The organism is Xanthomonas euroxanthea (assembly GCF_900476395.1).
GTDB lineage: Bacteria > Pseudomonadota > Gammaproteobacteria > Xanthomonadales > Xanthomonadaceae > Xanthomonas > Xanthomonas euroxanthea.
In genome coordinates this window covers 106,554-130,115 of sequence record NZ_UIHB01000007.1, presented here as the reverse complement: position 1 = coordinate 130,115, position 23,562 = coordinate 106,554, and the positions used below count along the sequence as shown (strand labels likewise).

General features: G+C 65.9%; 25 protein-coding genes and 1 tRNA gene. 19 read left to right on the top strand and 7 right to left on the bottom strand.

Annotated features, from left to right (window positions below; translation table 11 throughout):
* The first annotated feature begins 138 nt into the window (after positions 1–138).
* From CPBF1521_RS19820 to CPBF1521_RS19775, 10 genes are all read left to right on the top strand, one after another.
* Positions 139–747 (top strand): DUF6624 domain-containing protein, encoded by a 609-nt coding sequence (locus tag CPBF1521_RS19820; protein WP_104649929.1) that lies wholly within the window; start codon positions 139–141, stop codon positions 745–747.
* A 448-nt stretch (positions 748–1,195) separates the two neighbouring features.
* A complete protein-coding gene (gene katB / locus CPBF1521_RS19815) occupies positions 1,196–2,701 on the top strand; it encodes a catalase KatB (RefSeq protein WP_181142067.1) in 1,506 nt (501 codons plus the stop codon).
* A gap of 57 nt (positions 2,702–2,758) precedes the next feature.
* The gene (locus CPBF1521_RS19810) at positions 2,759–3,334 is read left to right on the top strand and encodes an ankyrin repeat domain-containing protein (protein ID WP_115678022.1); all 576 of its coding nucleotides are present in this window, start codon (positions 2,759–2,761) and stop codon (positions 3,332–3,334) included.
* Between the two features lie 880 nt (positions 3,335–4,214).
* Positions 4,215–4,439, top strand: a complete 225-nt coding sequence (locus CPBF1521_RS19805; protein WP_181901303.1) for a hypothetical protein — start codon at positions 4,215–4,217, stop codon at positions 4,437–4,439.
* Between the two features lie 462 nt (positions 4,440–4,901).
* Positions 4,902–5,906 (top strand): tRNA dihydrouridine(20/20a) synthase DusA, encoded by a 1,005-nt coding sequence (gene dusA, locus CPBF1521_RS19800; RefSeq protein WP_115678050.1) that lies wholly within the window; start codon positions 4,902–4,904, stop codon positions 5,904–5,906.
* Positions 5,907–6,156: 250 nt separating this feature from the next.
* Complete coding sequence (locus CPBF1521_RS19795; protein WP_180496800.1) at positions 6,157–6,546, top strand: hypothetical protein; 390 nt, start codon at positions 6,157–6,159, stop codon at positions 6,544–6,546.
* 71 nt (positions 6,547–6,617) lie between these two features.
* The gene (locus CPBF1521_RS19790; RefSeq protein ID WP_002808458.1) at positions 6,618–7,301 is read left to right on the top strand and encodes a response regulator transcription factor; all 684 of its coding nucleotides are present in this window, start codon (positions 6,618–6,620) and stop codon (positions 7,299–7,301) included.
* Positions 7,302–7,375: 74 nt separating this feature from the next.
* A complete protein-coding gene (locus CPBF1521_RS19785; RefSeq protein WP_024939071.1) occupies positions 7,376–8,746 on the top strand; it encodes an ATP-binding protein in 1,371 nt (456 codons plus the stop codon).
* 123 nt (positions 8,747–8,869) lie between these two features.
* Entirely contained in the window at positions 8,870–10,459 is a 1,590-nt protein-coding gene (locus CPBF1521_RS19780; RefSeq protein WP_370659389.1) for a DUF1800 domain-containing protein, read from the top strand.
* A gap of 84 nt (positions 10,460–10,543) precedes the next feature.
* Positions 10,544–11,731, top strand: coding sequence for a DUF1501 domain-containing protein (locus CPBF1521_RS19775; RefSeq protein WP_115678020.1), 1,188 nt, complete (start codon positions 10,544–10,546; stop codon positions 11,729–11,731).
* A gap of 157 nt (positions 11,732–11,888) precedes the next feature.
* Here CPBF1521_RS19775 and CPBF1521_RS19770 read toward each other — a convergent pair whose 3' ends face one another.
* Together CPBF1521_RS19770 and CPBF1521_RS19765 are read right to left on the bottom strand one after the other, a co-directional pair.
* Positions 11,889–12,644, bottom strand: coding sequence for a M90 family metallopeptidase (locus CPBF1521_RS19770; RefSeq protein ID WP_102251097.1), 756 nt, complete (start codon positions 12,642–12,644; stop codon positions 11,889–11,891).
* A gap of 8 nt (positions 12,645–12,652) precedes the next feature.
* Positions 12,653–12,967 carry a hypothetical protein gene (locus CPBF1521_RS19765; protein WP_016902777.1) on the bottom strand — a complete coding sequence of 105 codons (315 nt, stop codon included), beginning with the start codon at positions 12,965–12,967 and terminating at the stop codon, positions 12,653–12,655.
* A gap of 40 nt (positions 12,968–13,007) precedes the next feature.
* Here CPBF1521_RS19765 and birA point away from each other — a divergent pair, with 40 nt between their 5' ends.
* The 4 genes from birA to CPBF1521_RS19745 all read left to right on the top strand — a co-directional run bounded on the left by birA (position 13,008) and on the right by CPBF1521_RS19745 (position 15,931).
* Positions 13,008–14,021, top strand: coding sequence for a bifunctional biotin--[acetyl-CoA-carboxylase] ligase/biotin operon repressor BirA (birA, locus tag CPBF1521_RS19760; protein WP_328589320.1), 1,014 nt, complete (start codon positions 13,008–13,010; stop codon positions 14,019–14,021).
* Positions 14,018–14,746 carry a type III pantothenate kinase gene (locus tag CPBF1521_RS19755; protein ID WP_102582093.1) on the top strand — a complete coding sequence of 243 codons (729 nt, stop codon included), beginning with the start codon at positions 14,018–14,020 and terminating at the stop codon, positions 14,744–14,746. The genes birA and CPBF1521_RS19755 overlap by 4 nt, the downstream gene beginning before the upstream one ends.
* A gap of 153 nt (positions 14,747–14,899) precedes the next feature.
* Positions 14,900–15,823: an SPOR domain-containing protein gene (locus CPBF1521_RS19750; protein ID WP_115678018.1), complete on the top strand. Its 924-nt coding sequence runs from the start codon at positions 14,900–14,902 to the stop codon at positions 15,821–15,823.
* 32 nt (positions 15,824–15,855) lie between these two features.
* Positions 15,856–15,931, top strand: a tRNA-Thr gene (locus CPBF1521_RS19745).
* A gap of 178 nt (positions 15,932–16,109) precedes the next feature.
* Here CPBF1521_RS19745 and tmk read toward each other — a convergent pair.
* From tmk to CPBF1521_RS19720, 5 genes are all read right to left on the bottom strand, one after another.
* Positions 16,110–16,787: a dTMP kinase gene (gene tmk / locus CPBF1521_RS19740; protein ID WP_115678017.1), complete on the bottom strand. Its 678-nt coding sequence runs from the start codon at positions 16,785–16,787 to the stop codon at positions 16,110–16,112.
* Positions 16,788–17,334: 547 nt separating this feature from the next.
* Positions 17,335–17,877 carry a GTP-binding protein gene (locus tag CPBF1521_RS19735; RefSeq protein ID WP_016904520.1) on the bottom strand — a complete coding sequence of 181 codons (543 nt, stop codon included), beginning with the start codon at positions 17,875–17,877 and terminating at the stop codon, positions 17,335–17,337.
* Complete coding sequence (locus tag CPBF1521_RS19730; RefSeq protein ID WP_115678016.1) at positions 17,874–18,791, bottom strand: hypothetical protein; 918 nt, start codon at positions 18,789–18,791, stop codon at positions 17,874–17,876. The genes CPBF1521_RS19735 and CPBF1521_RS19730 overlap by 4 nt, the downstream gene beginning before the upstream one ends.
* A 94-nt stretch (positions 18,792–18,885) precedes the next feature.
* Entirely contained in the window at positions 18,886–19,245 is a 360-nt protein-coding gene (locus CPBF1521_RS19725) for a roadblock/LC7 domain-containing protein (RefSeq protein WP_016904518.1), read from the bottom strand.
* Positions 19,246–19,308: 63 nt separating this feature from the next.
* Positions 19,309–19,761, bottom strand: coding sequence for a roadblock/LC7 domain-containing protein (locus CPBF1521_RS19720; RefSeq protein WP_104649943.1), 453 nt, complete (start codon positions 19,759–19,761; stop codon positions 19,309–19,311).
* Positions 19,762–20,230: 469 nt separating this feature from the next.
* On the opposite strand from CPBF1521_RS19720, the gene rocF reads away from it, so the two are divergent.
* From rocF to CPBF1521_RS19695, 5 genes are all read left to right on the top strand, one after another.
* On the top strand, positions 20,231–21,154 hold the full coding sequence (gene rocF / locus CPBF1521_RS19715) for an arginase (protein WP_115678049.1): 924 nt from the start codon (positions 20,231–20,233) through the stop codon (positions 21,152–21,154).
* A 109-nt stretch (positions 21,155–21,263) separates the two neighbouring features.
* Positions 21,264–21,416, top strand: coding sequence for an entericidin A/B family lipoprotein (locus CPBF1521_RS19710; RefSeq protein WP_006451340.1), 153 nt, complete (start codon positions 21,264–21,266; stop codon positions 21,414–21,416).
* A 78-nt stretch (positions 21,417–21,494) separates the two neighbouring features.
* On the top strand, positions 21,495–21,629 hold the full coding sequence (locus CPBF1521_RS19705; protein WP_016904515.1) for an entericidin A/B family lipoprotein: 135 nt from the start codon (positions 21,495–21,497) through the stop codon (positions 21,627–21,629).
* A 250-nt stretch (positions 21,630–21,879) separates the two neighbouring features.
* Positions 21,880–22,089 (top strand): CsbD family protein, encoded by a 210-nt coding sequence (locus CPBF1521_RS19700; protein WP_016904514.1) that lies wholly within the window; start codon positions 21,880–21,882, stop codon positions 22,087–22,089.
* A gap of 181 nt (positions 22,090–22,270) precedes the next feature.
* The gene (locus CPBF1521_RS19695) at positions 22,271–23,560 is read left to right on the top strand and encodes a tryptophan--tRNA ligase (RefSeq protein WP_115678015.1); all 1,290 of its coding nucleotides are present in this window, start codon (positions 22,271–22,273) and stop codon (positions 23,558–23,560) included.
* The last annotated feature ends 2 nt before the right edge of the window (positions 23,561–23,562 follow it).

Genomic DNA, 23,562 nt, shown 5'->3' with positions numbered 1-23,562 from the left:
CAGAGTGCCGCTGTCACGCGTTTGCGGTGCATGACCGTGCCCGTCAATGCGCGTGGCATGTCGATGGCAGCGGTATCTTTCCCTGCCGTGCTTTATCGACGCGATGTCGTGACCTTTTCAGATCCGGGAGGATTGCGGATGAAGACAGTGATGCTCGGTGTACTGCTATGGCAGCTGACGACTGCGGGATGGGCGATTGCCGGAGTCGATCGCAATTTGCAGCAAGGTGGTCCAGGCATGAACGCCTCTTACCGCGAACAGCTGCTGGCACTGGCCGATGCAGATCAGAAGATCCGCGAGCAGATTCGTGGTGCTTTCACGGCGCAACAGCTACAGGCCAACCAAGGCGCAGCGAAAGACATGGCAATGCGTCTGGTTGCGTCGCAACGGGAAAACCAGGCTGCGCTGTCTGCATTGATCGAGAAATTCGGCTTCCCCGATGTCGCGTCGGTTGGCGAAGACGGGGCGCATGCTGGTTTCCTGGTCGCGCAGCACTCCACTGACCGCACATTTCGCGATGGCTTCCTGAAGAGCATCGAGGTTGCAGTGGCGCGCGGGTCTTACAGCACCGCGGACATGGCATTGTTCGTGGATCGTAATCTGATCATGTCGGGCAAGCCGCAGCGCTACGGTACCCAGCGCAAGGCGGACGGCAGCCTGTTCGAGCTGGAGGATCCGGCGCAGCTGGCACGCAGACGGGCAGAGGTCGGTTTGCCTGACGAACAGGGCGGTTCTGGCGGTCTTTGAACCTTGCGGAGATCGCCAAGTGCGATGCGATGGCTGCTGATCAACGCACGGGTCGCGCGTGCATGCGTGGGTCGAACAAGCTGTTCTGGGATCTTGGTGTCCTGCTTACACCGGGCGATGAACCCGGTTTCCTGTGCGTGCTTTCACTGCATGCCATTGCCATTGCCATTGCCGTTTGCAAGTTTGCCAATCGTGTGCACTGCAGTATTTTGCAGTCGTCAACGCAGAGCGTGCGTCGCTGTAAATCAGGCCTGGTCACCGCATGCAAGGCGCAAGCGACATGATCTTCAACGTGCTACCGCCTTGTAACGCGATCCATATCACGCTCTGTAGTCATCATCATGTTCGCCTATCGCAGCGATCATAACTAACGACTTCTCACGCTTCGGTCCGCTGGCCATGATTCAGCTCCCTCAAACGAGCTGACGCCATGCGCCCTGGATCCCTCATGGTGCTAGCCCTGCTAGCCCCCACGCTGATCGCCCCGCCGGTCTTCGCCCAATCCGTTCTGACCCGCGACAATGGCGCCAAGGTCGGTGACAACCAGAACTCGCAGACCGCCGGCGCCAATGGCCCGACCCTGCTGCAGGATGTGCAGCTGATCCAGAAGCTGCAGCGCTTCGATCGCGAGCGCATCCCCGAGCGCGTGGTGCATGCACGCGGCACCGGCGTCAAAGGCGAGTTCACCGCTACCGCCGATCTGTCCAGCCTGACCAAGGCCAAGGTATTCAGTGCCGGCGAAAAGACCCCGGTGTTCGTGCGCTTCTCCTCGGTGGTGCACGGCAATCACTCGCCGGAGACCTTGCGCGACCCGCACGGCTTCGCCACCAAGTTCTACACCAGCGAAGGCAACTGGGATCTGGTCGGCAACAACTTCCCCACCTTCTTCATCCGCGATGCGATCAAGTTCCCCGACATGGTCCACGCCTTCAAGCCGGACCCGCGCACCAACCTGGACGACGACTCGCGCCGTTTCGATTTCTTCTCGCACGTGCCCGAAAGCACCCGCACGCTGACGCTGCTGTATTCCAACGAAGGCACCCCGGCTGGCTATCGCTTCATGGATGGCAACGGTGTGCATGCCTACAAGCTGGTCAATGCCCAGGGTGAAGTGCACTACGTCAAGTTCCACTGGAAGACGCTGCAGGGCATCAAGAATCTCGATCCCAAGCAGGTTGCCGCCGTCCAGGCCAAGGACTACAGCCACCTGACCAACGACCTGGTCGGTGCGATCAAGAAGGGCGACTACCCGAAGTGGGACCTGTACGTGCAGGTGCTCAAGCCGGAAGACCTGGCCAAGTTCGATTTCGATCCGCTGGATGCCACCAAGATCTGGCCGGACGTGCCGGAGCAGAAGGTCGGCCAGATGGTGTTGAACAAGAACGTCGACAACTTCTTCCAGGAAACCGAGCAGGTCGCGATGGCGCCGGCCAACCTGGTGCCGGGCATCGAGCCGTCCGAAGATCGTTTGCTGCAGGGCCGTATCTTCTCCTACGCCGATACCCAGCTGTATCGCGTCGGCACCAATGGTTTGAGCCTGCCGGTGAATCGTCCGCGTGTGGCGGTCAACAACGGCAACCAGGATGGCGAGGCCAATCACGGCCACACCACCAGTGGCGTGAACTACGAGCCGAGCCGCCTGGAACCGCGTCCGCAGGACACTGCTGCGCGCTATAGCGAACTGCCGCTGTCGGGTACCACCCAGCAGGCCAAGATCACCCGCGAGCAGAACTTCAAGCAGGCCGGTGAGTTGTATCGGTCCTACAGCAAGAAGGATCGCGCCGATCTGGTGCAGAGTTTCGGCGAGTCGCTGGCCAACACCGATACCGAGAGCAAGCACATCCTGCTGTCGTTCCTGTACAAGGCCGACCCCGAGTACGGCACCGGCGTGACCCGTGTCGCCAAGGGCGACCTGGCCCGGGTCAAGCAGCTGGCCTCCAGCCTGCAGGACTGATCCACCCACGGCATCGCGGCCTGTGCCGCGGTGCCGTTTCGCTATCGGGAGAGCCATATGCGCACCCTGCTGTTTCTGATGCTCGGCACCCTGTCTGCGGCTGCCAACGCTGCCTCGCCCACAGCTGCCTCCACCAGCGCCACGACTGCCGCCGCCGACCCGGCGCAGATCAAGCTGCAGCTGCGCGAGTACTTCTTCGACGCCGCACGCGAAGGGCGGCAGGACATGCTGGCCGAGTTCATTCGCTCGCACTACGACCTCAACACCCGCGACGAGAAGGGCTACACCGCCCTGATCCTGGCGGCCTATCACGGCCAGCGCCCGGCAGTGGAGCAGCTGCTCAGCGCCGGCGCCGACCCCTGCGCGCAGGACAAGCGCGGCAACACTGCGCTGATGGGGGCGATCTTCAAGGGCGAGCTGGGCATCGCCAAGCGCCTGATGCAGGCCGACTGTGCTCCCGACCAGCGCAACAATGCCGGGCAGACCGCGGCGATGTACGCAGCGCTGTTCCAGCGGACCGACGTGCTCAAGGACCTGGCCGCCAAGGGCGCGGACCTCAGCCTCAAGGATGGGCAGGGCAACGATGTGACCAAGCTGCAACGCGGCGAGTTTGCGACGTCCCCGGCGCGCTGAGCGCGCCTGTCATGCGTGGCCGGGCAGGCGTGCGTGATGCCAAGCGTGCGTGGTGCCAGGCGTCAGCAAGCCTGCACAGGCGCCATGCGGCCGATGCCGGCGTGAGCCAACGGCGATGCTTGCTGCAGCGTGCCGTACCGCAATGCACCTGGTGCACAGGCCAGTCGCCTGCAGGCCGCAGCCGAGCGGATTGCACGCCTAGCGCTCGGCCGTCTTCGAAGCGCTGTCGGTGGTTGCAACGGCAGCTCCGTCCCGGTGGCCGTCGGATGAGTCGCTGATCGGTATCGCCTGAGTCCTGCACCTCGATACACGGAGCGTCGACGGCCTCGCTGCAGCACTCCATCGCGCGTGCTGACACTACCGGTGCGTACCGGCGACGCCCGCTCGGCTATGACCACCGACGTGGTTCGGGGGTCAGCCGTTGCGCACCGAGCGCACCGCATCCTCGCTCTGAGATCGGCTGGCCGCGCCTCGACTTACTCAATCTGCCTTCATCACCTGCCGAGAGGGGCAACCATCGCCCCCGCCAGGTTCGGAGGGGTCAGCCATGGTGCACCGAGCGCAGCGAATCGTCGCTCCCGGATCAGCTAGTGGCTCGCCGACCTGCTCAATTTGCCTCCACGACCCTCCGAAAAGTGCAGCCACTGCCTCCGCCGGTTTTCTGCCGCAAGCGCGTTGGATCTCTGGCGGAGGTGGTGATTTTTACGCCACTGCGTCAGGAGTCTCCTGACGTGGAAATGCTTGTGCGCCAAGGGTTTGACAGAAGTCTGAGTGCGCGCTGACTTGCCTGAAATTTGTTCGGGAAAACCGCAAAAAACAGTTCAAGAAAGCGCTGCGAACGCCGATGCTTCCGCTATCGCACACTGGAACCCCCCGGACCATGAAGCTCGATCCCTCCATTCCTTTCCTGATGTCCCTGCTGGCCATGGTGCTGTGCACCGCCACTGCCGTGGTCGCCCTGGTGTTCGGTCAGGTACACGTGCTGGCCACGTCGTGGAGCTTCTACACCGTGCTGGGCACTGCCCTGATCACCCTGGTCGCTTCGTACCATGCCCTCGGCAAGCCGCTGAGTGCCGAAGAGCGTGTGGGCTTCCGCAACCAGTAACTACAGATGCGGTCCAGGCGCAGGAAACTACGCTGCACCGGACCAATGAGCTTCGCGCGTCACCGATGATGCACTGCGTTCGCCCTGTCCAGGCGAACGCCGCCAGACACCGCGCATCCTGCAGCGATGCTGCCTGAGCCGCCTGATGACGCTTGCACCGGGCAAGCGACGGGAACGAGAACAGCGCCGGCGCGATGTTGTTCGCTCCTCCCGATGGCACAAAGCCGCCCGCTGCCACCCGCCAAAGCGCGCTGCCAGCACGTCATAAAACGTGCGTCCTGCGTGGTCTCGGCCAGCCCAGATGGGGCAATCACAGAGTCCAGTGAGCGGATGATCCTGCAGGGGACTCCGGCAGTAAGCCGTGCAGGACGCCATGCCGCGCTGCGGCAGATTCATCCGCGCCCGTGTAAGCTGTTGATCCTGCTCCGCATTCCGATGGCCGCCTGCTGCGGCCACATGTCGATGACCGCTTCCGCCGATCGCTACGCCGCCTCCCTGCGTCTGTCCGTCGCCCCGATGATGGACTGGACCGACCGCCATTGCCGGGTCTTCCATCGCCTGCTGGCACCCTCGGCGCGGCTGTATACCGAGATGGTGCACGCCAATGCAGTGATCCATGGCGATCGCGCGCGGCTGATCGGCTTCGATCCGGTCGAACACCCGTTGGCGTTGCAACTGGGCGGCAGCGAGCCGGCACTGCTTGCGCAGGCCGCCGCGATCGCGCAGGAGTGGGGCTACGACGAGATCAACCTCAATTGCGGCTGCCCGTCCGATCGGGTGCAGGCCGGGCGCTTCGGTGCCTGCCTGATGCGCGAGCCGGCGCTGGTGGCCGACTGTGTCGCCGCCATGTGTACGGCGACCACGTTGCCGGTCACGGTCAAATGCCGCCTCGGCGTGGACGATGACGACGACTACGCCGTGTTCGCCAGCTTCGTCGACCAGGTGGTCGCAGCCGGCGCGGCGATGGTGGTGGTGCATGCCCGCAACGCGTGGCTCAAGGGCTTATCGCCCAAGGAAAACCGCGAGGTGCCGCCGTTGCGTTACGACTGGGCCTATCGCCTCAAGCAGGAGCGCCCCGCGCTGCCGGTGGTGCTCAATGGCGGCATTGCGACGGTGGAGGCCGCCCTGGAGCATCTACACCAGGCCGACGGCGTCATGCTCGGCCGCGCCGCCTACCACGATCCCTACGTGCTGCATCGCCTGGATGCGGCCCTGAACCAGCGTGCGGAGCAGCCGCGCGATGCGTTGCTGCGCGCCTTGCGGCCCTACGTCGAGTCGCAGCTGGAACGCGGCCTGGCGCTGAAGCATATGACCCGGCACGTGCTGGGGCTGTTCCATGGCCAGCCGGGCGGACGCGCGTTCCGGCAGGTCCTGAGCGAGGGCGCACACCGGCCGGGTGCCGGTTGGGATCTGGTCGAGCAGGCCTTGCAGCGCACCGACACCCAGGGCTGGCGCGTGGTGGCCTGAACTGGCTTGCAGCTTGCATTAGCTGAACCGGCATACGGATGTCTGGCTTGTAGCGGGATGCCGCCGGTCAGGCGCGCCTGCGAAATCCGGCGCTGAACCGCCCTACGGCGGCCGGATGGATTCATTTCACTGAACAGCGTTAACACAAAGCTAAAAAGTTCAGATGGGATTCACCCCGAAAAATCAAGAATTTGGGTCTATTCTCGGGTTCGACCATGCGGTGCCCGGTGGCCGTCTTCACGAATTTTGAATGTTCCTGAACAACCCGCTAGGATTCATTGTGACCCAGCCGTCCTGCCGCGCCCGCTATGTCGTCCTGGTTGCCCTTGGGGTTGCCATGGCAGCGCCGTTGGCATGGGGACAGGCGTATCCGATGTCGCATGCGGGACGCGATCCATTGCCGCCGTCCGCGCGCGGTAATGGGCGCACGCTCTCGGACACCATCCGGCAGGTGCAGCGGTCCACCGGTGGACAGATCCTCAGTGCCGAGCGCGTGCCGTTCGACGGGGGCAATCTCAACCGGATCAAGTACATGAAGGATGGCCGCGTGCATACCGTGTACGAGTCGGAGCAGATGCAGGCTACGCCACCGCGCAGCCAGGCTCAGCCGGATGCGCCACCACGCGACGATAACCACTAAACGTAGATAGTTCTGCGTTCAGTCTTATAAATTCCCCGGCCATTGGCCGACAACGTAACTAGGGAGAGTGCATGCGTATCCTTTTGGTCGAAGACGAAGCTCCGCTGCGCGAGACCCTTGCCGCGCGCCTGAAGCGTGAAGGCTTTGCTGTCGACGCTGCACAAGACGGCGAAGAAGGCCTGTACATGGGCCGCGAAGTCCCGTTCGATGTCGGCATCATCGACCTTGGCCTGCCCAAGATGTCCGGGATGGAGCTGATCAAGGCGCTGCGCGACGAGGGCAAGAAATTCCCGGTGCTGATCCTGACCGCGCGTTCGAGCTGGCAAGACAAGGTCGAAGGCCTCAAGCAGGGCGCCGACGATTATCTGGTCAAGCCGTTCCATGTGGAAGAGTTGCTGGCGCGCGTCAATGCGCTGCTGCGGCGCGCCGCAGGCTGGAGCAAGCCGACCCTGGAATGCGGCCCGGTCGCGCTGGATCTGGCAGCGCAGACGGTCAGCGTCAATGGCGCCAACGTGGACCTGACCAGCTACGAGTACAAGGTGCTCGAGTACCTGATGATGCATGCCGGCGAACTGGTCTCCAAGGCCGATCTGACCGAGCACATCTACCAGCAGGATTTCGATCGCGATTCGAACGTGCTGGAAGTGTTCATCGGCCGCCTGCGCAAGAAGCTCGATCCCGATGGTGAGCTCAAGCCGATCGAGACCGTGCGTGGCCGCGGCTACCGTTTCGCCATTCCGCGTACCGAAGGCTGAGTCCGCGCATCGGCAAGCAGGAAGATCAGGTGCCGGGCCGCTCCAAATGGTATAGACGCTGGCGGCCGCGCTCCCTGCAGGCCCGCCAGCTGCTGGCTGCCAGCCTCAGTCTGGTGGCCTTCCTGGCCCTGGCGGGGTATGCGCTGGACGTGGCGTTTGCCGATACCGCCGAGAAAAACCTGCGCGAGCGGCTGAAGAACTACGCCTCTGCGTATGCCGCCAATATCGATTTCGTCCGCGACGGCTCGCTGTACATCGGCGGCCAGCCGCCGGATCCACGTTTCGATGTGCCCGGCGGCGGGCTGTACGTGGAAGTCGTGCGCCCGGACGAAAGCTGGACCTCGATGTCGGCCGAAGGCCCGAACATTCCGCACGGGCGCATGCTCGAGCCGCGCCAGGAAGAATTCATCGGCCCGTTGGAGATGACCCAGATCGACGGCAGCGTGGGCCAGTTGTACCGCTACGGCCTGGGCGTGAGTTACGTCGAGCGCGAACACGGCGGCGAGATTCCGTACACCATCTACGTGATGGAAGATGCGCGCTCGATGGGCGCGCAGCTGCGCGTGTTCCGTGGCGCGGTGTGGTTCTATCTCGGCAGTGCCGGCGTGGTGCTGCTGGTGCTGCAGGCCTTCATCCTGCAGTGGAGCCTGCGTCCGCTGCGGCGGGTCATCAACGAGCTGACCAAGGTGCAGCGTGGTGAAATCCAGCGCATGAGCGAGCAGCATCCGCGCGAACTGGAGCCGCTGACCGAAAGCATCAACGCCTTCATCGAGAGCGAGCGCGACAATCTGGATCGCCAGCGCAACACGCTGGCCGATCTCGCGCACAGCCTCAAGACGCCGATCGCGGTGTTGCGCACCCAGCTCGATAGCGGCCAGTCCGAGCGCGACCTGCACGAGGAAATGGATGTGCAGTTGCGCCGCATGAATGATCTGGTGTCCTACCAGCTCGCTCGCGCGGCCTCCAGCGGGCACAAGCTGTTTGCCGCACCGCTGCCGATCGAGTCGACCGCCGAAGAAATCGTGCGCGGACTGGAGAAGGTCTATTCGGTCAAGGGCGTGTTGTGCGAGTTCGATATTTCGCCCGACGCGCGCTTTCATGGGGAGCCGGGCGACCTGCAGGAATTGCTGGGCAACCTGCTGGAAAACGGCTTCAAATGGGCGCGCAGCCGCGTGCTGCTGACCGCCCAGCCCGGTCCCACCACCGGCAGCCGTCGCGCCGGCTTGATCCTGTCGGTGGAAGACGATGGCCCCGGCATCGCGCCGGAAGACGTGGCCAAGATCCTGCAGCGTGGCGTGCGCGGCGACGAGCGCGTGCAAGGCCACGGCATCGGCATGTCGATCGTGCAGGACCTGATCAAGGCCTACCGCGGCGAACTGCAGGTGGTGCGCTCGCAGGAACTGGGCGGTGCCCGCTTCGACGTGACCCTGCCGCCGGGGCTGTGACCGGCACGGGTGGCGGAATGAACCGGTGGTCAACGTCGCAGCGCGCTCCGACAACCGTTTAACGCCCCGCGCGTTGGCGTGACCATACTGGGCTGGTTGCAGGCCGCTGCGATGGAGAGCCGCATGTTCGAGCGCAATGCACAGATGCACTGGCTGAGCGCACATCCGGTGGGCACGCGCCGCCACCACCGATGGCAGCTGGCGTGGCTTCTCGCGGGTTGCGTCTTCGCCATGTCGTGCAGTGCTGCCAATCCAGCACTGACGCCGACCCAGACACGCTGGCTGCAGCGTGCCACCTACGGCGTGGATGCCGGTAGCGCAGCGCAACTGCAGCGGCTCGGGCCCAAACGCTACGGCAGGTTGCTATTGCAGGCCGGCGACGATGCGGCACTGCCAGCGCCGATCCGTGCCCAACTGCAGCAATTCGATGCATTGCACACGCCCTTGCTGGCCTTGCTGACGCAGTACGAGGCCGACAAGATCCGCCTGCAAGGCATGCCCGATGGCGAGGAAAAGACGGCATTGCGCAAGGCGTGGCAGGCGCGTGGCGGGCAGATGCTGACCCAGGCGCGTCAGGCGCAGCTGCTGCGTGCGGTGTATGCGCCGGAACAGGTGCATGAGCAGCTGGTGTGGTTCTGGCTCAATCATTTCAGCGTGTACGCCGACAAGGGGCGCGTGAAATGGATGGCGGCCGATTACATGGAAAACGCGATCCGCCCACACGCCACCGGCAAGTTCGCCGACCTGGTGATGGCCACGCTGGAAAGCCCGGCGATGCTGGAGTATCTGGACAACGCCAAGAACGCCAAGGGCAAGGTCAACGAAAATTACGCACGCGAACTGATGGAGCTGCACACGCTGGGCGTGCATGGCGGCTACAGCCAGCAGGATGTGCAGCAGCTGGCGCTGATCCTTACCGGTGCCGGCCTGGTGCCGGTCAAGGCCGAGGGCGCTCCGCCGCTGGCCGCTACCGCGCCGGGGCAGCCGCAGGGGGTGCGCAAGGGGCTGTTCGAATTCAATCCTGCGCGTCATCAGCCTGGCGACAAGACCTTGCTGGGCCAGCGCATCGCCGCCGGCGGCCTGGATGAGATCGCGCGTGCGGTGCAGTTGCTGGTGCGGCAGCCGGCATGCGCCCATTTCATTTCGCAGCGCCTGGCCGAGTACTTTGTCAGCGACACGCCACCGGCCGCGTTGGTCGAGCGCATGGCAAACACCTTTCAGCGCAGCGATGGCGATATCGCCAAGGTCATGCAGACCCTGCTGGATTCAGCGGAGTTTGCGCAGGCGCAACCGCGCAAGTTCAAGGATCCGAATCGGTTTGTGGTCTCGGCGATGCGGCTGGCGTACGAGGGCCAGCCGGTGGTCAATGCCGCGCCGATGGTGAGCTGGGTGCAGCAACTCGGCGAGCCGGTGTTCGGGCGCATCACTCCCGATGGGTGGTCGCTGCAATCGCAGGCGTGGACCAGCTCCGGGCAGCTGGCACGCCGCTTCGAGGTGGCGCGTGCGTTGGGTGGCGGACCCAGGCAATTGTTTCGCTTCGATGGCGATAACGACACGCCACTTCCGGCGCTGACGCGGATCGACACGCGCCCATCGTATCGCTGGGTTGCGCCGTCGCTTTCCAGCAGCACGCGTGAGGCGCTGGACCAGGCGCGTTCGCCTGCGGAATGGAACGGATTCCTGCTGTCATCGCCGGACTTCAACTATCGCTGATTCAAGGGGCGCCGATTCAACGGCCGCCGATGCAATACCCGCTGATCAACAACCGACCAGCGATCACCGCCACGGGAGTGCGCCATGCAACGACGTCGATTTCTGCTCGCCTCCGCAGCGGCCGCCAGCCTGCCCTGGAGCGGTCGCCTGTTTGCTGCACCACGCGACAGTGCGCGCATGCTGGTGGTGTTCCTGCGTGGCGGCTATGACAGCAACAACCTGCTGGTGCCGCATGCCAGCGATTTCTATTATCAGGCGCGTCCGACCCTGGCGATTGCGCGGCCGGATGCGGCCAATCCGGACAGTGCCATTGCGTTGGATACGCAATGGGGTCTCAACCCGGTGATGCGCGATGCGCTGCTGCCGCTGTGGCAACGCCGGCAACTGGCGTTCGTGCCGTTTGCCGGTACCGACGATCTGTCGCGCAGTCACTTCGAAACCCAGGACGATATCGAATCCGGGCAATCCGGCCGACAGCGCCGCGATTATCGTTCCGGCTTCATGGCGCGCCTGTCGGGTGTGCTCAGCGGAGTGCCGGCGATTGCCTTCACCGATTCCTTGCCGCTGACCTTCCAGGGCGGCGGCGACTTGCCCAACGTGTCGTTGCGGGGCATCGGCAAGGGCGGTCTGGATGCGCGTCAGGCACAGATCCTGTCGCAAATGTACGACGCAACCCCGCTGGCGGCCGCTGCGCGCGAGGGACTGGCACTGCGTCAGCAGGTCACCGCGCAGCTGCGCGAAGAGATGGAGCAGGCCGGTCGCGGCGCCGCCAGTGCGCGCACCTTCGCCGACGAAACCCGGCGCATGGCAAGCCTGATGCGCGAGCGTTATCGGCTGGGCTTTGTCGATGTCGGCGGTTGGGACACGCACGCCAATCAGGGCAGTGTTGAAGGCGGCCTGGCGAACAATCTGCGCAATCTGGGCGAAGGGCTGGCGGCATACGCCGACGCCCTCGGGCCGGCATGGAAGGATACCGTGGTGGTGGTGCTGTCCGAGTTCGGCCGCACCTTCCGCGAGAACGGCAGCAGGGGCACCGATCACGGGCACGGCACCACCTATTGGGTGCTGGGTGGCAGCGTGCGTGGCGGCCGGATCGCCGGCGAGCAGGTAGAAGTTGCGCAGGCGCAGCTGCTGCAGAACCGCGATTATCCGGTGCTCACCAATTACCGCAGCCTGTTCGGCGGTGTACTGAGCCGGTTGTGGGGATTGTCGCCTGCGCAGCTGGAACGGGTGTTTCCCGGAGCCAGGCCGCGCGATCTTGGGTTGGTGTGAGTGCCTGGCAATGCGCGAGCGATGTCGATCCGTCCCGCGTGTAGCCGCGTGCGGCATCGCGCATTGGTGTGGTCAGTCGGTTGAAACGCGTGCGATTGATGCGCGCGACAGCGTTGCACGACGACAGCCCAACGCATGCAGGCATGTCAGCGCACCGTCAGCGCTGCGCTGACGCCGCAAACGGCGACGGCCCATAAAAACGCGTCAGCTGTGCAGCGACATCCGGCATGAGGCGCGCCAGCAGCTGTGGCGCGGAGAAGTGGTATTCGCTTACGACCGCGAAGAATTCTTCCGGTGCCTCGGCGGCATACGGGTCGATCTCGGTGTCTTCGCCCGCATCGACGCGTTGGCAAAACGTATCGAAGGCGCGCTGGAAATCGCGTGCCCAGGCACGCTGCGCAGCGCGCGGCAGCGGCGGGGTGCCGTCGAGCGCGCCATCGAGTGCGTCGAGCTTGTGCGCCATCTCATGCACGATCACGTTGAAGCCGGCCTGCGGGTCGTCCAGGTCGGCCTGTACGTCGGCCCAGCTGACGATCAGCGGCCCTTGCTCCCAGGCCTCGCCAATCAGGGTGTCGTCCCAGGCATGCATCACTCCGGCCGCATCCACATGCGTGCGTTGCACGCGGAATGCGTCCGGGTAAACGATCAGCTGCGACCAGCCACGCCAGCCGGCCGCGCCGATGTTCAGCAGCGGCAGGCAGCAGGTGGCAGCCAGCAGGACGTGATCGTGCGGTTGCAGCTGCAGCCCGTCGAGCGGGGAGATGGTTTTTTGCCGCAGGAACTGCGCGGTCAGTGCACGCAGACGGTGCTGGCGGGGCGGATCGAGCGCAGCGACCCAGGCGCAGCGTCGGCTGACCGGCAGCCATAAGGCATCGGGAATATCGGCCGGCGGCCGGCGCAGCCGGCGCAACAACCACTGGATCAGCGGAACATGCCCGGCAGGAAGCTATGCCAGCGCGGCATCGTGCGCATGCGGGGGAACAGTCCGTCGCCGTCACTGCCACCGCCGCCGGTGGCCGGCGCGGGCTTGTGCGCGGGAGCACGTGCCGGGGTTGCCGGCTCGCCGTTGGGGGTTCTGCCGCGTGCCGCCGAGTTGCTGCTGACGCAGCTCTCATGATCGCCATCGGCCAGCTGATCCGATGCCAGCGCGGCAAGCGGAGCCAACAACAGGAGCAGGCAAACCGTGATTCGGCGCATCGTCCACATCCAGGGCAAGCGGCGTGAGTCGCCGATCATAACGTGCTTTTCACTCCCTCACGCAAGCCAGGCTGGGCGGGTGCGGACGCTTGGCGCATACTTTCGCGGATCGATTTGGGGACTTGCCGTGGATGACCGCGCCTTGCTGGCCAAACTTGCGAGCGGCCGGCTATCCGGCGATGCATTGGCGCGCGATGCCGGGTTGACCCGTGCGGCGGTGTGGAAGCGGATCCAGAACCTGCGCGCGGCCGGGGTCGAGATCGAAGGGCGGGCCGGGGACGGCTACCGCCTGGCGGCGCCGCTGGACCTGCTGGACGACGCGCGCATTCGTGCGGCGATGGCGGCCGATGCGCTGGCAGGCCTGGCGGCGCTGGAGATCGCCTGGACGCTGGAATCCACCAATACCAGCTTGCTGGCGCGCCCGGCGCCGGCGCAGGGCGTGGCGGTGCTGCTGGCCGAGCGGCAGACCGGCGGGCGCGGCCGGCGTGGGCGTCAATGGACCTCGCCACTGGGTGCGCACATCTATCTGTCGGCCTCGCGCCGTTTCAGCGGCGGATTGGGCCAGCTGGCCGGGCTCAGCCTGGCCGTGGGCGTGGCGGTGGCCGAGGCCCTGCGCGGTTGTGGCTTTGCCCATGTCGGGTTGAAGTGGCCCAACGATCTGCTGGCGCGCGAGCGCAAGCTGGGCGGCCTGCTGATCGAAGGCGGCGGCGAAATGGCCGGCAACGCGCGCGCGGTGATCGGGTTGGGTTTGAACGTGCATATGCCGGCGGCAGCGGCCGCTGCGATCGACCAACCGTGGGTGGATCTGGATACGCTGGCCGGCCACGCGGTGTCGCGCGATACCGTGGTGGCTGCAGTGTTGTCGGCGCTGCTGCCGGCGCTGGAGCTGTTCGAGGCGCAGGGGCTGGCCCCGTTCCTGGGCCGCTATGCGGACCTGGACGTCCTGAGCGGCCGCGCGGTGCAGGTCGAGGAAGCCGGCACCCGGCATCACGGCATTGCGCTTGGCCTGGCGGCCGACGGCGCGTTGCGGGTGCAACTGGGCGAGACGGTACGGCTGTTCCACTCCGGAGAAGTGAGCGTGAGACCTGCATGAGCGAGTGGTTGTTCGACCTGGGAAATTCGCGGTTCAAGTACGCACCGCTGCAGGGCGACCGCGCCGGCGACGTGCAGGCCTGGCCGCATGGTGCCGAGGCGATGGACGCGGCCGCGTTGTCGGCCCTGCCCACCGGACGCATCGCGCATGTGGCCAGCGTGGCTGCGCCGGCGTTGACGCAGCGCATGCTCGGCTGCCTGCGCGAGCGTTTCGAACAGGTGCGCATCGTGCGGACCGCGGCCGAGTGCGCCGGCATCCGCATCGCCTATGCAGACCCGGGCCGCTTCGGGGTCGATCGCTTCCTGGCGCTGCTGGGCGCACGCGGCGACGCACCGGTGCTGGTGGCCGGCGTGGGCACCGCGCTGACCATCGATGTACTCGGCGCCGACGGGCAGCACCACGGCGGCCGCATCGCCGCCTCGCCGACCACCATGCGCGAGGCGCTGCATGCGCGCGCGGTGCAGTTGCCGGTCAGTGGCGGGACCTATGTCGAGCTGGCCGTTGACACCGACGACGCGCTGACCTCCGGCTGCGATGGCGCGGCGGTGGCGCTGATCGAGCGCAGCCTGCAGCACGCGCAACGCAGTCTGGGCGTGCCGGTGCGGCTGCTGGTGCACGGGGGCGGCGCGCCGCCGCTGCTGCCGTTGTTGCCCGATGCCAGCTTCCGCGCCGCGCTGGTGCTGGACGGGCTGGCGACCTGGGCAAGGTCTGCGTCGGCGCCTTGAACGGCGGGCCATGCGATCGTGCGGCCACGCGGTGGGCGCGGCCGGGAGACGGAATCGATCGGCCGCGCTCGTACACTGCGCCCACTGGCTGGCATGGGCAGCGAGCCGACCAGCGCTCGCCGGTTGTGACTGCCCGCGCTTAGAATCCATCGCATGTATGTCCGCGCACTCATCGTCGTCCTGATCGTCCTCAATGCCGGTGTGGCCTTGTGGTGGGCATTGCAGCCGGCACCGGCAGCGGTGGCGGCACCGCCGCAGCCGGCCGGTGTGGCGCGCCTGGAAGTGCTGCCGAGCACTGCGGCAGCAGCGCCAGGCGGGGCGAGCGAGGCAGGCATGGGCCCGGCAGCTGCGGGCACAGCACCATCGGATGCACCTGCACCTGCACCTGCACCTGCACCGACACCTGCACCTGCACCGACACCGACACCGACACCGGCATCGACTGAGACATCGACGGAACCCACGGCGGCGTCTTCTTCGACTGCTGCGGCCGCCGCGAAGGTGGTCGCAACGTCGCAGACGTCGGCACAGGTTCCACCACCAACCAAGGTCGCTCCAACACCGAACGAGGTTGCGGCAGTGGCGATCAAACCAGCGCTAGCGGTACCTACTCCCGCCGCTGCGCCGGAGCGTTGCGCCAGCCTGGGGCCGTATGCGGCGCGCGCCGATGCCGATGCCGCGCTGGCACGCCTGCGTGGCCAGGCCACGCGCACCCGCGTGCGCGAGGACAAGGACGCCGGGGTCAGTACGTTCCGGGTGATGCTGCCCAATGTCGGCGATCGTGCAGCGGCGCAAGCCTTGGTCAAGCGCATCGCCGCCGCCGGCATGGGCGACTATTACGTGATTGCCCAGGGCGAGAACAACACCATCGCCCTGGGGCAGTACCAGAGTCGCGAGCGTGCCGAGCGACGGCAGGCCAGCCTGGTCGGTGCGGGGTTTCCGGCGCAGTTGCTGCCCAGCGGCACCGGGCAATCGCGCTGGTGGATCGATGTGCGCAGCACGGCTGGGATCGGCACATTGCAGGGCACCGCAGGTGCGGCGCGTCAGCGGTCGCTAGATTGCGCCGCGCTGCGCTAGAATGCGCACCGGCGCGCAACGCGCCTGCCTTTGCCGGCATAGCTCAGTTGGTAGAGCAACCGCCTTGTAAGCGGTAGGTCCCCAGTTCGAATCCGGGTGCCGGCACCACGAAGGTTCTTTGGTCCTATCCGGAAATGTCCATGTAGCTCGGGGCTGACTGTGCTGTTGGGGCAGCGTCTCCAGACCGCGCCTTGTCCGGTGCGATCGGCCGAAACAGCTATCTGCCCGCAGCCCGCCAATCACAGCGCGCCAGTTGCTGTTGCCTGCGCGCAGGACGCGCAGCGACTCAGGCCGGGCGACCGGCCGACAGCAGTTCCAGCGTGGCCTGGTCGGCATCGATGGCGTCGACGCGCAGGCGTTCGGCCAGTGCGGCAACGACGATGGCGTGGGCCTGGCGGAGCACGCTGTCCGCATCGGCGCTGGCATCCACGACGTGCTTTCCCGGCAACTGCAGCTGGGCAAAGATGCTGCGGCAGCGTTCCAGGTTGTCCTGGGTTTCGAAGTGATTGGGTGCATCGCCGCGGGCGCGGATACGCGCCAGGCCGGTGGGCGGGGGCAGGTCGAGCAGCAGCAGCACGTCCGGGCGCGGCGCGAAGGCGTTGCGGTCCAGCAGGTCGTCCAGCGGCAGGCCGGCGGCGCCCTGGTAGGCGACCATCGAGGGGAAATAGCGGTCCAGGATCACGATGTCGCCGCGTGCCAGCGCCGGCGCGATCAGGGTGTCCACGTGTTCGTGGCGGTCGCGGATCAGCAGCTCGGCTTCTTCGTCGGCGCTGAGGCGGCCGGTGGCGGCGGACTGGCGCAGCTGGGTGCCCCAGGGGCCATTGGTCGGTTCCTTGCTGAGCACCACGCGCGCGCCGGCCGCTTCCAGCGTGGTGGCCAGGCTGCGGGCGAGGGTGGTCTTGCCGGCGCCGTCGATGCCTTCGATCGCGATCAGTAGACCGCCGGGCTTCAGTTCGATTGTCATCGCGCTACTTTATCCGATCATGGTGCTGGATCAGCACTTGCGCAGCGGCAGGGACCTCGGCCCGCAATTGCCGATCCCGGTGGGTCAGGTATCTGCTGCGTCTATCTGCTGCGTCCACCGATGGCGGCACTGATGCCGCACATCGCTGCGTGCGTGAAACGGCGGGACGACTGGTGTGTCCAAAGCGTCGCCGGGCGCGTACCGCACCTGCCTTGCAACCGCCGGTTGCGTGCGCGGCTGGCGACCGGCCGCCAGCGCTATTGCCCATGCCGTATCGCCGGTATGTCCTGCGCGATGTCGGGAATGTCCCGATGCCCTGGTTTCCGACCGTGCGCCATACTGAACAAGTCAGGCAGCGCGCTCGAAGGTATGACGTTCGCGTCGCGTGCCTGGCATCAAGGAAGATGGACGCGTCGCCGCCACCCTAGAGGCGGCATCCCCCGCGTGACGCCCCTCAGGCACCGTCGTGACCGGATTCCTTGTTTTGTCTCGCGCCTCGTCTTGTCTTTGCGCCGCCCACCTCGGCATGCGCCAGGCACGTGGCCGGTCAGCTGGTTGCCGAGGTGTAACGATAGGACAGCAGCGACTTCACCAGGAACGTGATCTGGGTGGCCGAGCGCGCATCCACGCGCATGACCGGGATGCGGAAGCCTTCGGCCACCAACGCGTCGCGGAACGGCGGCAGCAAAAAGTCCTGCATTTCGTCGGTCATGGTGATGCCCACCGCCAGGCTTGCCGCAGGTGCGATCTGCGAAAACTCGCGCAGCAAGGCCACGGTGGCATCGCGCATCTGCGGATCACGCGCGCTGACCAGCACGATCACGCCCAAGGCGCCGTCGCACACCAGCGGCCACATGAAATCCAGGTACTTCTGCCCCGGCACGCCGTAGACGTGCAGCAACTCGCCGTCTTCCAGTTCGATCGAGCTGTAGTCCAGCGCGACCGTGGTGTAGGTCTTGTCGCCGTAGGCATCCTGGCTGAGCGGCATCTCGGTGCTGACCGGCTCCACGTCGGAAATGGCGCGCACGGCGGTGGTCTTGCCGGCGCCCATGCCGCCAACGAACACCAGTTTGTTGGCCGGAAGACTCATGACTGCGCCTGAAAGAGAGAGAGGCCAAAGCGACGTGCGACCCAGGAGAGAAACCGGGAGTTGCTGCTGTCCGGGCGGGGCTGCGTTGCAGGCACGGGAATCTCCGCGGTCTGGGCAAGGCCGCTGGCGAGTGCCGCGGCGAACAGGCATTCCACCGTTTGCAGCGGTAGCTTGCAAGCCTTGGCCAGCGCCTGCGGGCGCCACGGACGCGCATGCAGGTGGGCAATGGCCAGCAGCCGCGCCGGCGAACTGGTCTCGGCGCTCAGCTCCGGCCATTGGCGCAGCTGCAACGCGTGGCTGGGTTCGACCGCCGGCAGCGCGGGGCGCAGGTGCTCGGGCAGGGCGAAATACAGCGCCTCGAACGAAAGACGTTGGGTCAATGCGCTATTGGCGGTGTCCGGTACGACCTGCCAGCCGGGGTGATCCAGTGCGGCGACCAGCTCCGGCAACGCAATGCCGGCGGGAAGCTGCACGCAGCCGTTGGCCGGATCCACGCGCACCTGCAGGTGTGCATGGCGCAACAGCACCGCAGCGGTACCGAACTCGCCGCGGCAATGGCGGACCAGCAATGCCGGCTCGGCGACCTGCGCGTGATCGGAGGACGACAGCAGCAGGCGCATCTGTTCGTTGAGTTCGCGCACGGTGGCGCCGTGCTTGAGCCACGCGCCGCCGACCGGTGTCCGCGACACCACCAGCACACGCACGGGTTGCCCCTGCAAGGCCTGCCAGGCGGCCAGGCCGTCGGCGCTTTCCAGCCCCAGCACCACCACCTCGGCGGTATGTTGCGGCCATTGCCCCAGCTGCACGTCGATGCGCTCGGCCAGCAACAACGAGCACGCCAGTTTCAGGCGCGTGGTGTGCAGCAGGTCCAGGCCGGCCGTGGCGACCCGCATGGCGTGAATGGGTGTGGTCATGACAGGGCGCCGCGTCGGCGCTTTGAAAGTGCGGTGCCTGCCGGGACAAGCCGGCAGGCCGGGCAGGCGACGCGTGCGCGCCGCCGGTGTGGCATCAACCGAAGTCCAGGGTCTTCTCGAACGCCTTGAGCTCGTGGCGGGCCATGGCCAGATTGGCCTTGGCGCGATCCAGCACGACGTACAGGAACAAGGTGCCGTTGCTCTCCAGCGGACGCAGCAGGTGGTACTGACGCGCCAGGGTGATCAGGATGTCTTCGATGGTGTCGTTCAGACCGAGCTGCTCGGCGATACGGCGCTTGGCACGCACCACTTCGGTATTGCCGGCCGCGGCAAGTTCCAGGTTGAGATCGGTGCCGCCGGTCATGCCCAGCGCCATGCCGCTGTCGCTATCGACCAGGGCGGCGCCGACGAAGCCGGCGATCGAATGCAGGTGTTCCAGATTGAGTTTTGACACGGGTCGTCCTTACGAGCGATGAGAAATGGGTGCATTGGCACAAGCACGAACGATGCCAAACGCTCAGTTCGCCGGCTGCGCCAGCGCCGCAGCCAGACGGCCGGCGCAGTCGCGCGCGTTGAACAACAGCGCCGCGGCATTGATGTCGCTGCCACCCACCGCAGTGAGCGTCAATGGTTTGTCGGCGCGAATGCGGATCAGCACCAGCTGCCCGCCACGCGTACTGATGGTGGCGTAGTCGGCTTCGCTCAGGCTGGATTCGCGCGCCAGCGTCTCGCCCAGGGTCAGGAACGAATTGGCCATGGCCGCCAGACGGCGACCGTCCACATCCAGGCTGGAGTGTTCGGCGATGGCACGCCCGTCGGCGGTGGACAGCATCAACAGGCGGATGCCCCGCTCGCGCTCGATGGTCTGCGCGAACTCGCGCCCGATGCGCTGCAGATCGTAGTGATGCGTCGCCCGCGCGATCTCGCCCACGGCAGCCTTGACGACCTGGTTGACGGCGTTATGCGGCATGAAATCCTCCCCTATACGAAACGCGCTGCGCGATGAAGGACCCTGTCGATGACACCGGGTCCCGCGCTGGCGGGCGAACAGTAGCATCGGCACGTTTTGTCATCGTCATAGCACCCTCAATGTCTTAACTGTGCGGTCAGGCAAGCACATTCGGCAAAGCGCGAATACGCCACAAACTGCCCAACCACGTCACCTGAAGCGGCCGTCGGGACGCCGTTGCCGCCCCAAGCGGACGCGGCCAATGGCGCTGGTTCGCCGGGCTGCATCACGCCGACGCGGCGGTGTTGCGCCTGCTGCCCGAACCGGTCCGACGACTGCCCGCTACGCACTATCGGCCGCACTTTCGATTGCTGCAGTGGCAGATGCGATTGCGTGATGGGACGCACGGCGTGCGTCGTGCTGCGCTGCCGCGCGTCAGCGCGCGGGCCGGCGACTAGACTGCAGCGCTTTCTCGATGCTGGAGCAATGCATGGCGACGCAGTACGTGCCGGTTTCCCTGATTGGCGTTCCCACCGACATCGGTGCCGGCCACCGTGGTGCGCGGATGGGGCCGGAGGCGCTGCGCATCGCCGGGTTGCAGGAGGCCTTGATCGGCCGCGGCGTGGAGGTGCGCGATCTGGGCAATCTGGATGGGCCGCGCAATCCCTGGCAGGCCCCGCAGGCCGGCTACCGGCACCTGGACGAAGTGGTGGCCTGGAACCAGGCGCTGATGGAGGCCAGCTATGCGCAGCTGCGTGCCGGGCGCATGCCGATCATGCTTGGTGGCGACCACTGCCTGGGCATCGGTTCGATCACCGCCGTGGCCAGGTACTGCCGCGAACAGCAACGCCCGTTGCGGGTGCTGTGGCTGGATGCGCACTCGGACTTCAATACCAGCGAGGTGACGCCGTCGGGCAATGTGCACGGCATGCCGGTGGCCTGCCTGTGCGGGCTGGGTCCGCAGGCGTTGACCCACCTGGGCGGCAGTGCGCCGGCGCTGCTGCCCGAGCAGGTGCGGCAGATCGGCATCCGCTCGGTGGACCCGGAGGAAAAGCGCCTGATCAAGCAGCACCGCATCGATGTCTACGACATGCGCTACATCGACGAGGCCGGCATGAAGCGCACCATGGAGACCGCCTTGCAGGGCATGAGCGAGGACACCCATCTGCATGTGAGCTTCGATGTGGATTTCCTGGACCCGAGCATCGCGCCAGGCGTGGGCACCACCGTGCCGGGGGGACCCAACTACCGCGAGGCGCAGCTGGTGATGGAGATGATCGCCGATACCGGGCGCATGGGGTCGCTGGACATCGTCGAGCTCAACCCGGTGCTGGACAACCGCAATGCCACCGCGGAGCTGGCGGTGGATCTGGTCGAGAGCCTGTTCGGCAAGTCGACACTGATGCGAGATTGATCGATCGCTGAACGCAGCACGCCACGTTCACATCAAATCCACGGCCGCGCAGTCAGATTTGTCGCCAGAGATGGTGCGTCTGCACCGAACGCAGAACTGAGGAAGACCGATGAAGCGACTGCTGACACTGATGGTACTGGGCCTGTTTTCGGCCGGCGTGATGACTGGCTGCAACACCATGGCTGGCGCCGGCAAGGACATGCAGGGTGCAGGCGAGAAGGTCGAAAAGAAGGCCGACAATTGCAGCGACGGTAAGTGCTGATCCTTGCGTTTTGAATCCTAGTTGTTTGATTTGATTGATCTGCGGCAAGCCGCCGCTTTACCCACGAAGGAGTCTGTTATGAAGCGTGCAATTGTGCTGCTGGTGCTGTCGGTGTTGTCGGTCGGTATGCTGTCGGGTTGCAACACCGTCGCAGGTGCCGGCAAGGACGTGCAGGGCGCTGGCGAGAAGGTGGAAGACGCTGCGCGCAAGTAATCTAGCGCTGCATGCAGAAAAAACGGGCCGCAAGGCCCGTTTTTTTTTGCCTGATGCCTTGCGAAGGCAGGGCAGCGCGGCGACGCATCTGGGCATGCGACGGCGCGGCCATACGTAGAACTGCACCGCAAGCGTCGGCAACCGTTCAGTGCGGTGAGTGCGGATTTGACGGCTTTTGATCTGCGGCGAACGGCGCGGTGGGCAACCTGTGCAGACGGTCAATCGCGGCCGCATCAGCGGAGTCGACGCAATGAACACTGACATCATTTCCGGCAAGTGGACCCAGCTCAAGGGCAAGGCGCAGGCCAAGTGGGGCGATCTCACCGACGACGATTTCAAGGTTGCCGAGGGCAACGCCGAATATCTGCAGGGTAAGTTGCAGGAGCGCTACGGCTGGGATCGCGACCGCGCCCAGACCGAGGTGCGCGCCTTCGAAAAGTCGTTGCGCGACGACACCTGACGGTGCCACGCAACCGCGCCCACCCGCCGTGGTGATCGCAACTGCACAGGACGGGCCGCTTGATGCGGCCCGTCTTGCGTCTGCCGCCGCTGCTGGTAGCGGCAGGTACAAGGCACCGTCTCGTTCATGCCAGGGGCGCGGAACCGCTAAACTTGCGTGCTGACTCCCTGGCCTTACGCAGATGACCACTCGCGTCCTTACCGGCATCACCACCTCCGGCACCCCGCATCTGGGCAATTACGTCGGTGCGATCCGCCCGGCCATCCAGGCCAGTGCGGCGGCCGATGCGGAGAGCTTCTACTTCCTGGCCGACCTGCACAGCCTGATCAAGGCGCAGGACCCGGCGCGGACGCAACGCTCCACGCTGGAGATCGCCGCCAGCTGGCTGGCCTGCGGCCTGGACCCGGAAACGGTGTGGTTCTATCGCCAGTCCGATGTGCCGGAGACCACCGAGTTGCTGTGGCTGCTGACCTGCGTGGCCGGCAAGGGCATCCTCAACCGTGCGCATGCCTACAAGGCGGCGGTGGACAAGAATCGCGCCGATGGCGAGGACGAGGACGCGGGCGTGACCGCCGGCTTGTTCATGTATCCGGTGCTGATGGCCGCAGACATCCTGATCTTCAACGCGCACAAGGTGCCGGTGGGACGCGACCAGATCCAGCACATCGAGATGGCGCGCGATTTCGCCCAGCGCTTCAACCACGTGTATGGCCGCGACTTTTTCACCCTGCCCGAGGCGGTGATCGATGAGCAGGTCTCGACCTTGCCGGGTCTGGATGGCCGCAAGATGAGCAAGAGCTACGGCAACACGATTCCGCTGTTCGCCCCGCGCGAGGAACTGCGCAAGCTGGTGTTCTCCATCCTCACCGATTCGCGCGCACCGGGCCAGGCCAAGGACACGCAGGGGTCGGCGTTGTTCCAGTTGTACCAGGCCTTTGCCACGCCGCAGGAAACGGCCGCCTTTGCGCAGGCCTTCGCCGATGGCATCGGCTGGGGCGATGCCAAGCAGCAGCTGTTCGAGCGGATCGATCAGGAGATCGCTCCGCTGCGCACGCGCTATGACGCGTTGATGGCCGAGCCGGGCAAGATCGAGGCGATTCTGCGCGCCGGTGGCGCACGTCTGCGCGCACGCTACGCCACGCCGTTCCTGGCCGAGCTGCGTGCTGCGGTGGGCCTGCGCGACCTGTCCAGCCAGGGCGATGCGGCCGCGCCGGCGGTGGGCGAGAAGAGCGCACCGCCGGTGTTCAAGCAGTACCGCGAGAGCGATGGGCAGTTCTATTTCAAGTTGACCGATGGCGCCGGCGCATTGCTGCTGCACAGCGATGGCTTCGCCTCGCCACGCGATGCGGGCCAGCTGATCGCGCGGCTGAAACAGGCCGAGCAGGGCAGCGACCTGCAATTGCCGGGCGTGCATGCGCAGGTGGAGGCGGAGTTGATCCTGGCGGCGATGCGCGTGTTGCGCGAGGCGTAACG

Bases quoted from the DNA above. Each gene is read 5' to 3' on its own strand.
- CPBF1521_RS19820 (WP_104649929.1), top strand. From the start codon at position 139: ATGAAGACAGTGATGCTCGGTGTACTGCTATGGCAGCTGACGACTGCG.
- katB (WP_181142067.1), top strand. From the start codon at position 1,196: ATGGTGCTAGCCCTGCTAGCCCCCACGCTGATCGCCCCGCCGGTCTTC.
- CPBF1521_RS19810 (WP_115678022.1), top strand. From the start codon at position 2,759: ATGCGCACCCTGCTGTTTCTGATGCTCGGCACCCTGTCTGCGGCTGCC.
- CPBF1521_RS19805 (WP_181901303.1), top strand. From the start codon at position 4,215: ATGAAGCTCGATCCCTCCATTCCTTTCCTGATGTCCCTGCTGGCCATG.
- dusA (WP_115678050.1), top strand. From the start codon at position 4,902: ATGACCGCTTCCGCCGATCGCTACGCCGCCTCCCTGCGTCTGTCCGTC.
- CPBF1521_RS19795 (WP_180496800.1), top strand. From the start codon at position 6,157: ATGTTCCTGAACAACCCGCTAGGATTCATTGTGACCCAGCCGTCCTGC.
- CPBF1521_RS19790 (WP_002808458.1), top strand. From the start codon at position 6,618: ATGCGTATCCTTTTGGTCGAAGACGAAGCTCCGCTGCGCGAGACCCTT.
- CPBF1521_RS19780 (WP_370659389.1), top strand. From the start codon at position 8,870: ATGTTCGAGCGCAATGCACAGATGCACTGGCTGAGCGCACATCCGGTG.
- CPBF1521_RS19775 (WP_115678020.1), top strand. From the start codon at position 10,544: ATGCAACGACGTCGATTTCTGCTCGCCTCCGCAGCGGCCGCCAGCCTG.
- CPBF1521_RS19765 (WP_016902777.1), bottom strand. From the start codon at position 12,967: ATGATCGGCGACTCACGCCGCTTGCCCTGGATGTGGACGATGCGCCGA.
- CPBF1521_RS19755 (WP_102582093.1), top strand. From the start codon at position 14,018: ATGAGCGAGTGGTTGTTCGACCTGGGAAATTCGCGGTTCAAGTACGCA.
- CPBF1521_RS19750 (WP_115678018.1), top strand. From the start codon at position 14,900: ATGTATGTCCGCGCACTCATCGTCGTCCTGATCGTCCTCAATGCCGGT.
- tmk (WP_115678017.1), bottom strand. From the start codon at position 16,787: ATGACAATCGAACTGAAGCCCGGCGGTCTACTGATCGCGATCGAAGGC.
- CPBF1521_RS19735 (WP_016904520.1), bottom strand. From the start codon at position 17,877: ATGAGTCTTCCGGCCAACAAACTGGTGTTCGTTGGCGGCATGGGCGCC.
- CPBF1521_RS19730 (WP_115678016.1), bottom strand. From the start codon at position 18,791: ATGACCACACCCATTCACGCCATGCGGGTCGCCACGGCCGGCCTGGAC.
- CPBF1521_RS19720 (WP_104649943.1), bottom strand. From the start codon at position 19,761: ATGCCGCATAACGCCGTCAACCAGGTCGTCAAGGCTGCCGTGGGCGAG.
- rocF (WP_115678049.1), top strand. From the start codon at position 20,231: ATGGCGACGCAGTACGTGCCGGTTTCCCTGATTGGCGTTCCCACCGAC.
- CPBF1521_RS19710 (WP_006451340.1), top strand. From the start codon at position 21,264: ATGAAGCGACTGCTGACACTGATGGTACTGGGCCTGTTTTCGGCCGGC.
- CPBF1521_RS19705 (WP_016904515.1), top strand. From the start codon at position 21,495: ATGAAGCGTGCAATTGTGCTGCTGGTGCTGTCGGTGTTGTCGGTCGGT.
- CPBF1521_RS19700 (WP_016904514.1), top strand. From the start codon at position 21,880: ATGAACACTGACATCATTTCCGGCAAGTGGACCCAGCTCAAGGGCAAG.
- CPBF1521_RS19695 (WP_115678015.1), top strand. From the start codon at position 22,271: ATGACCACTCGCGTCCTTACCGGCATCACCACCTCCGGCACCCCGCAT.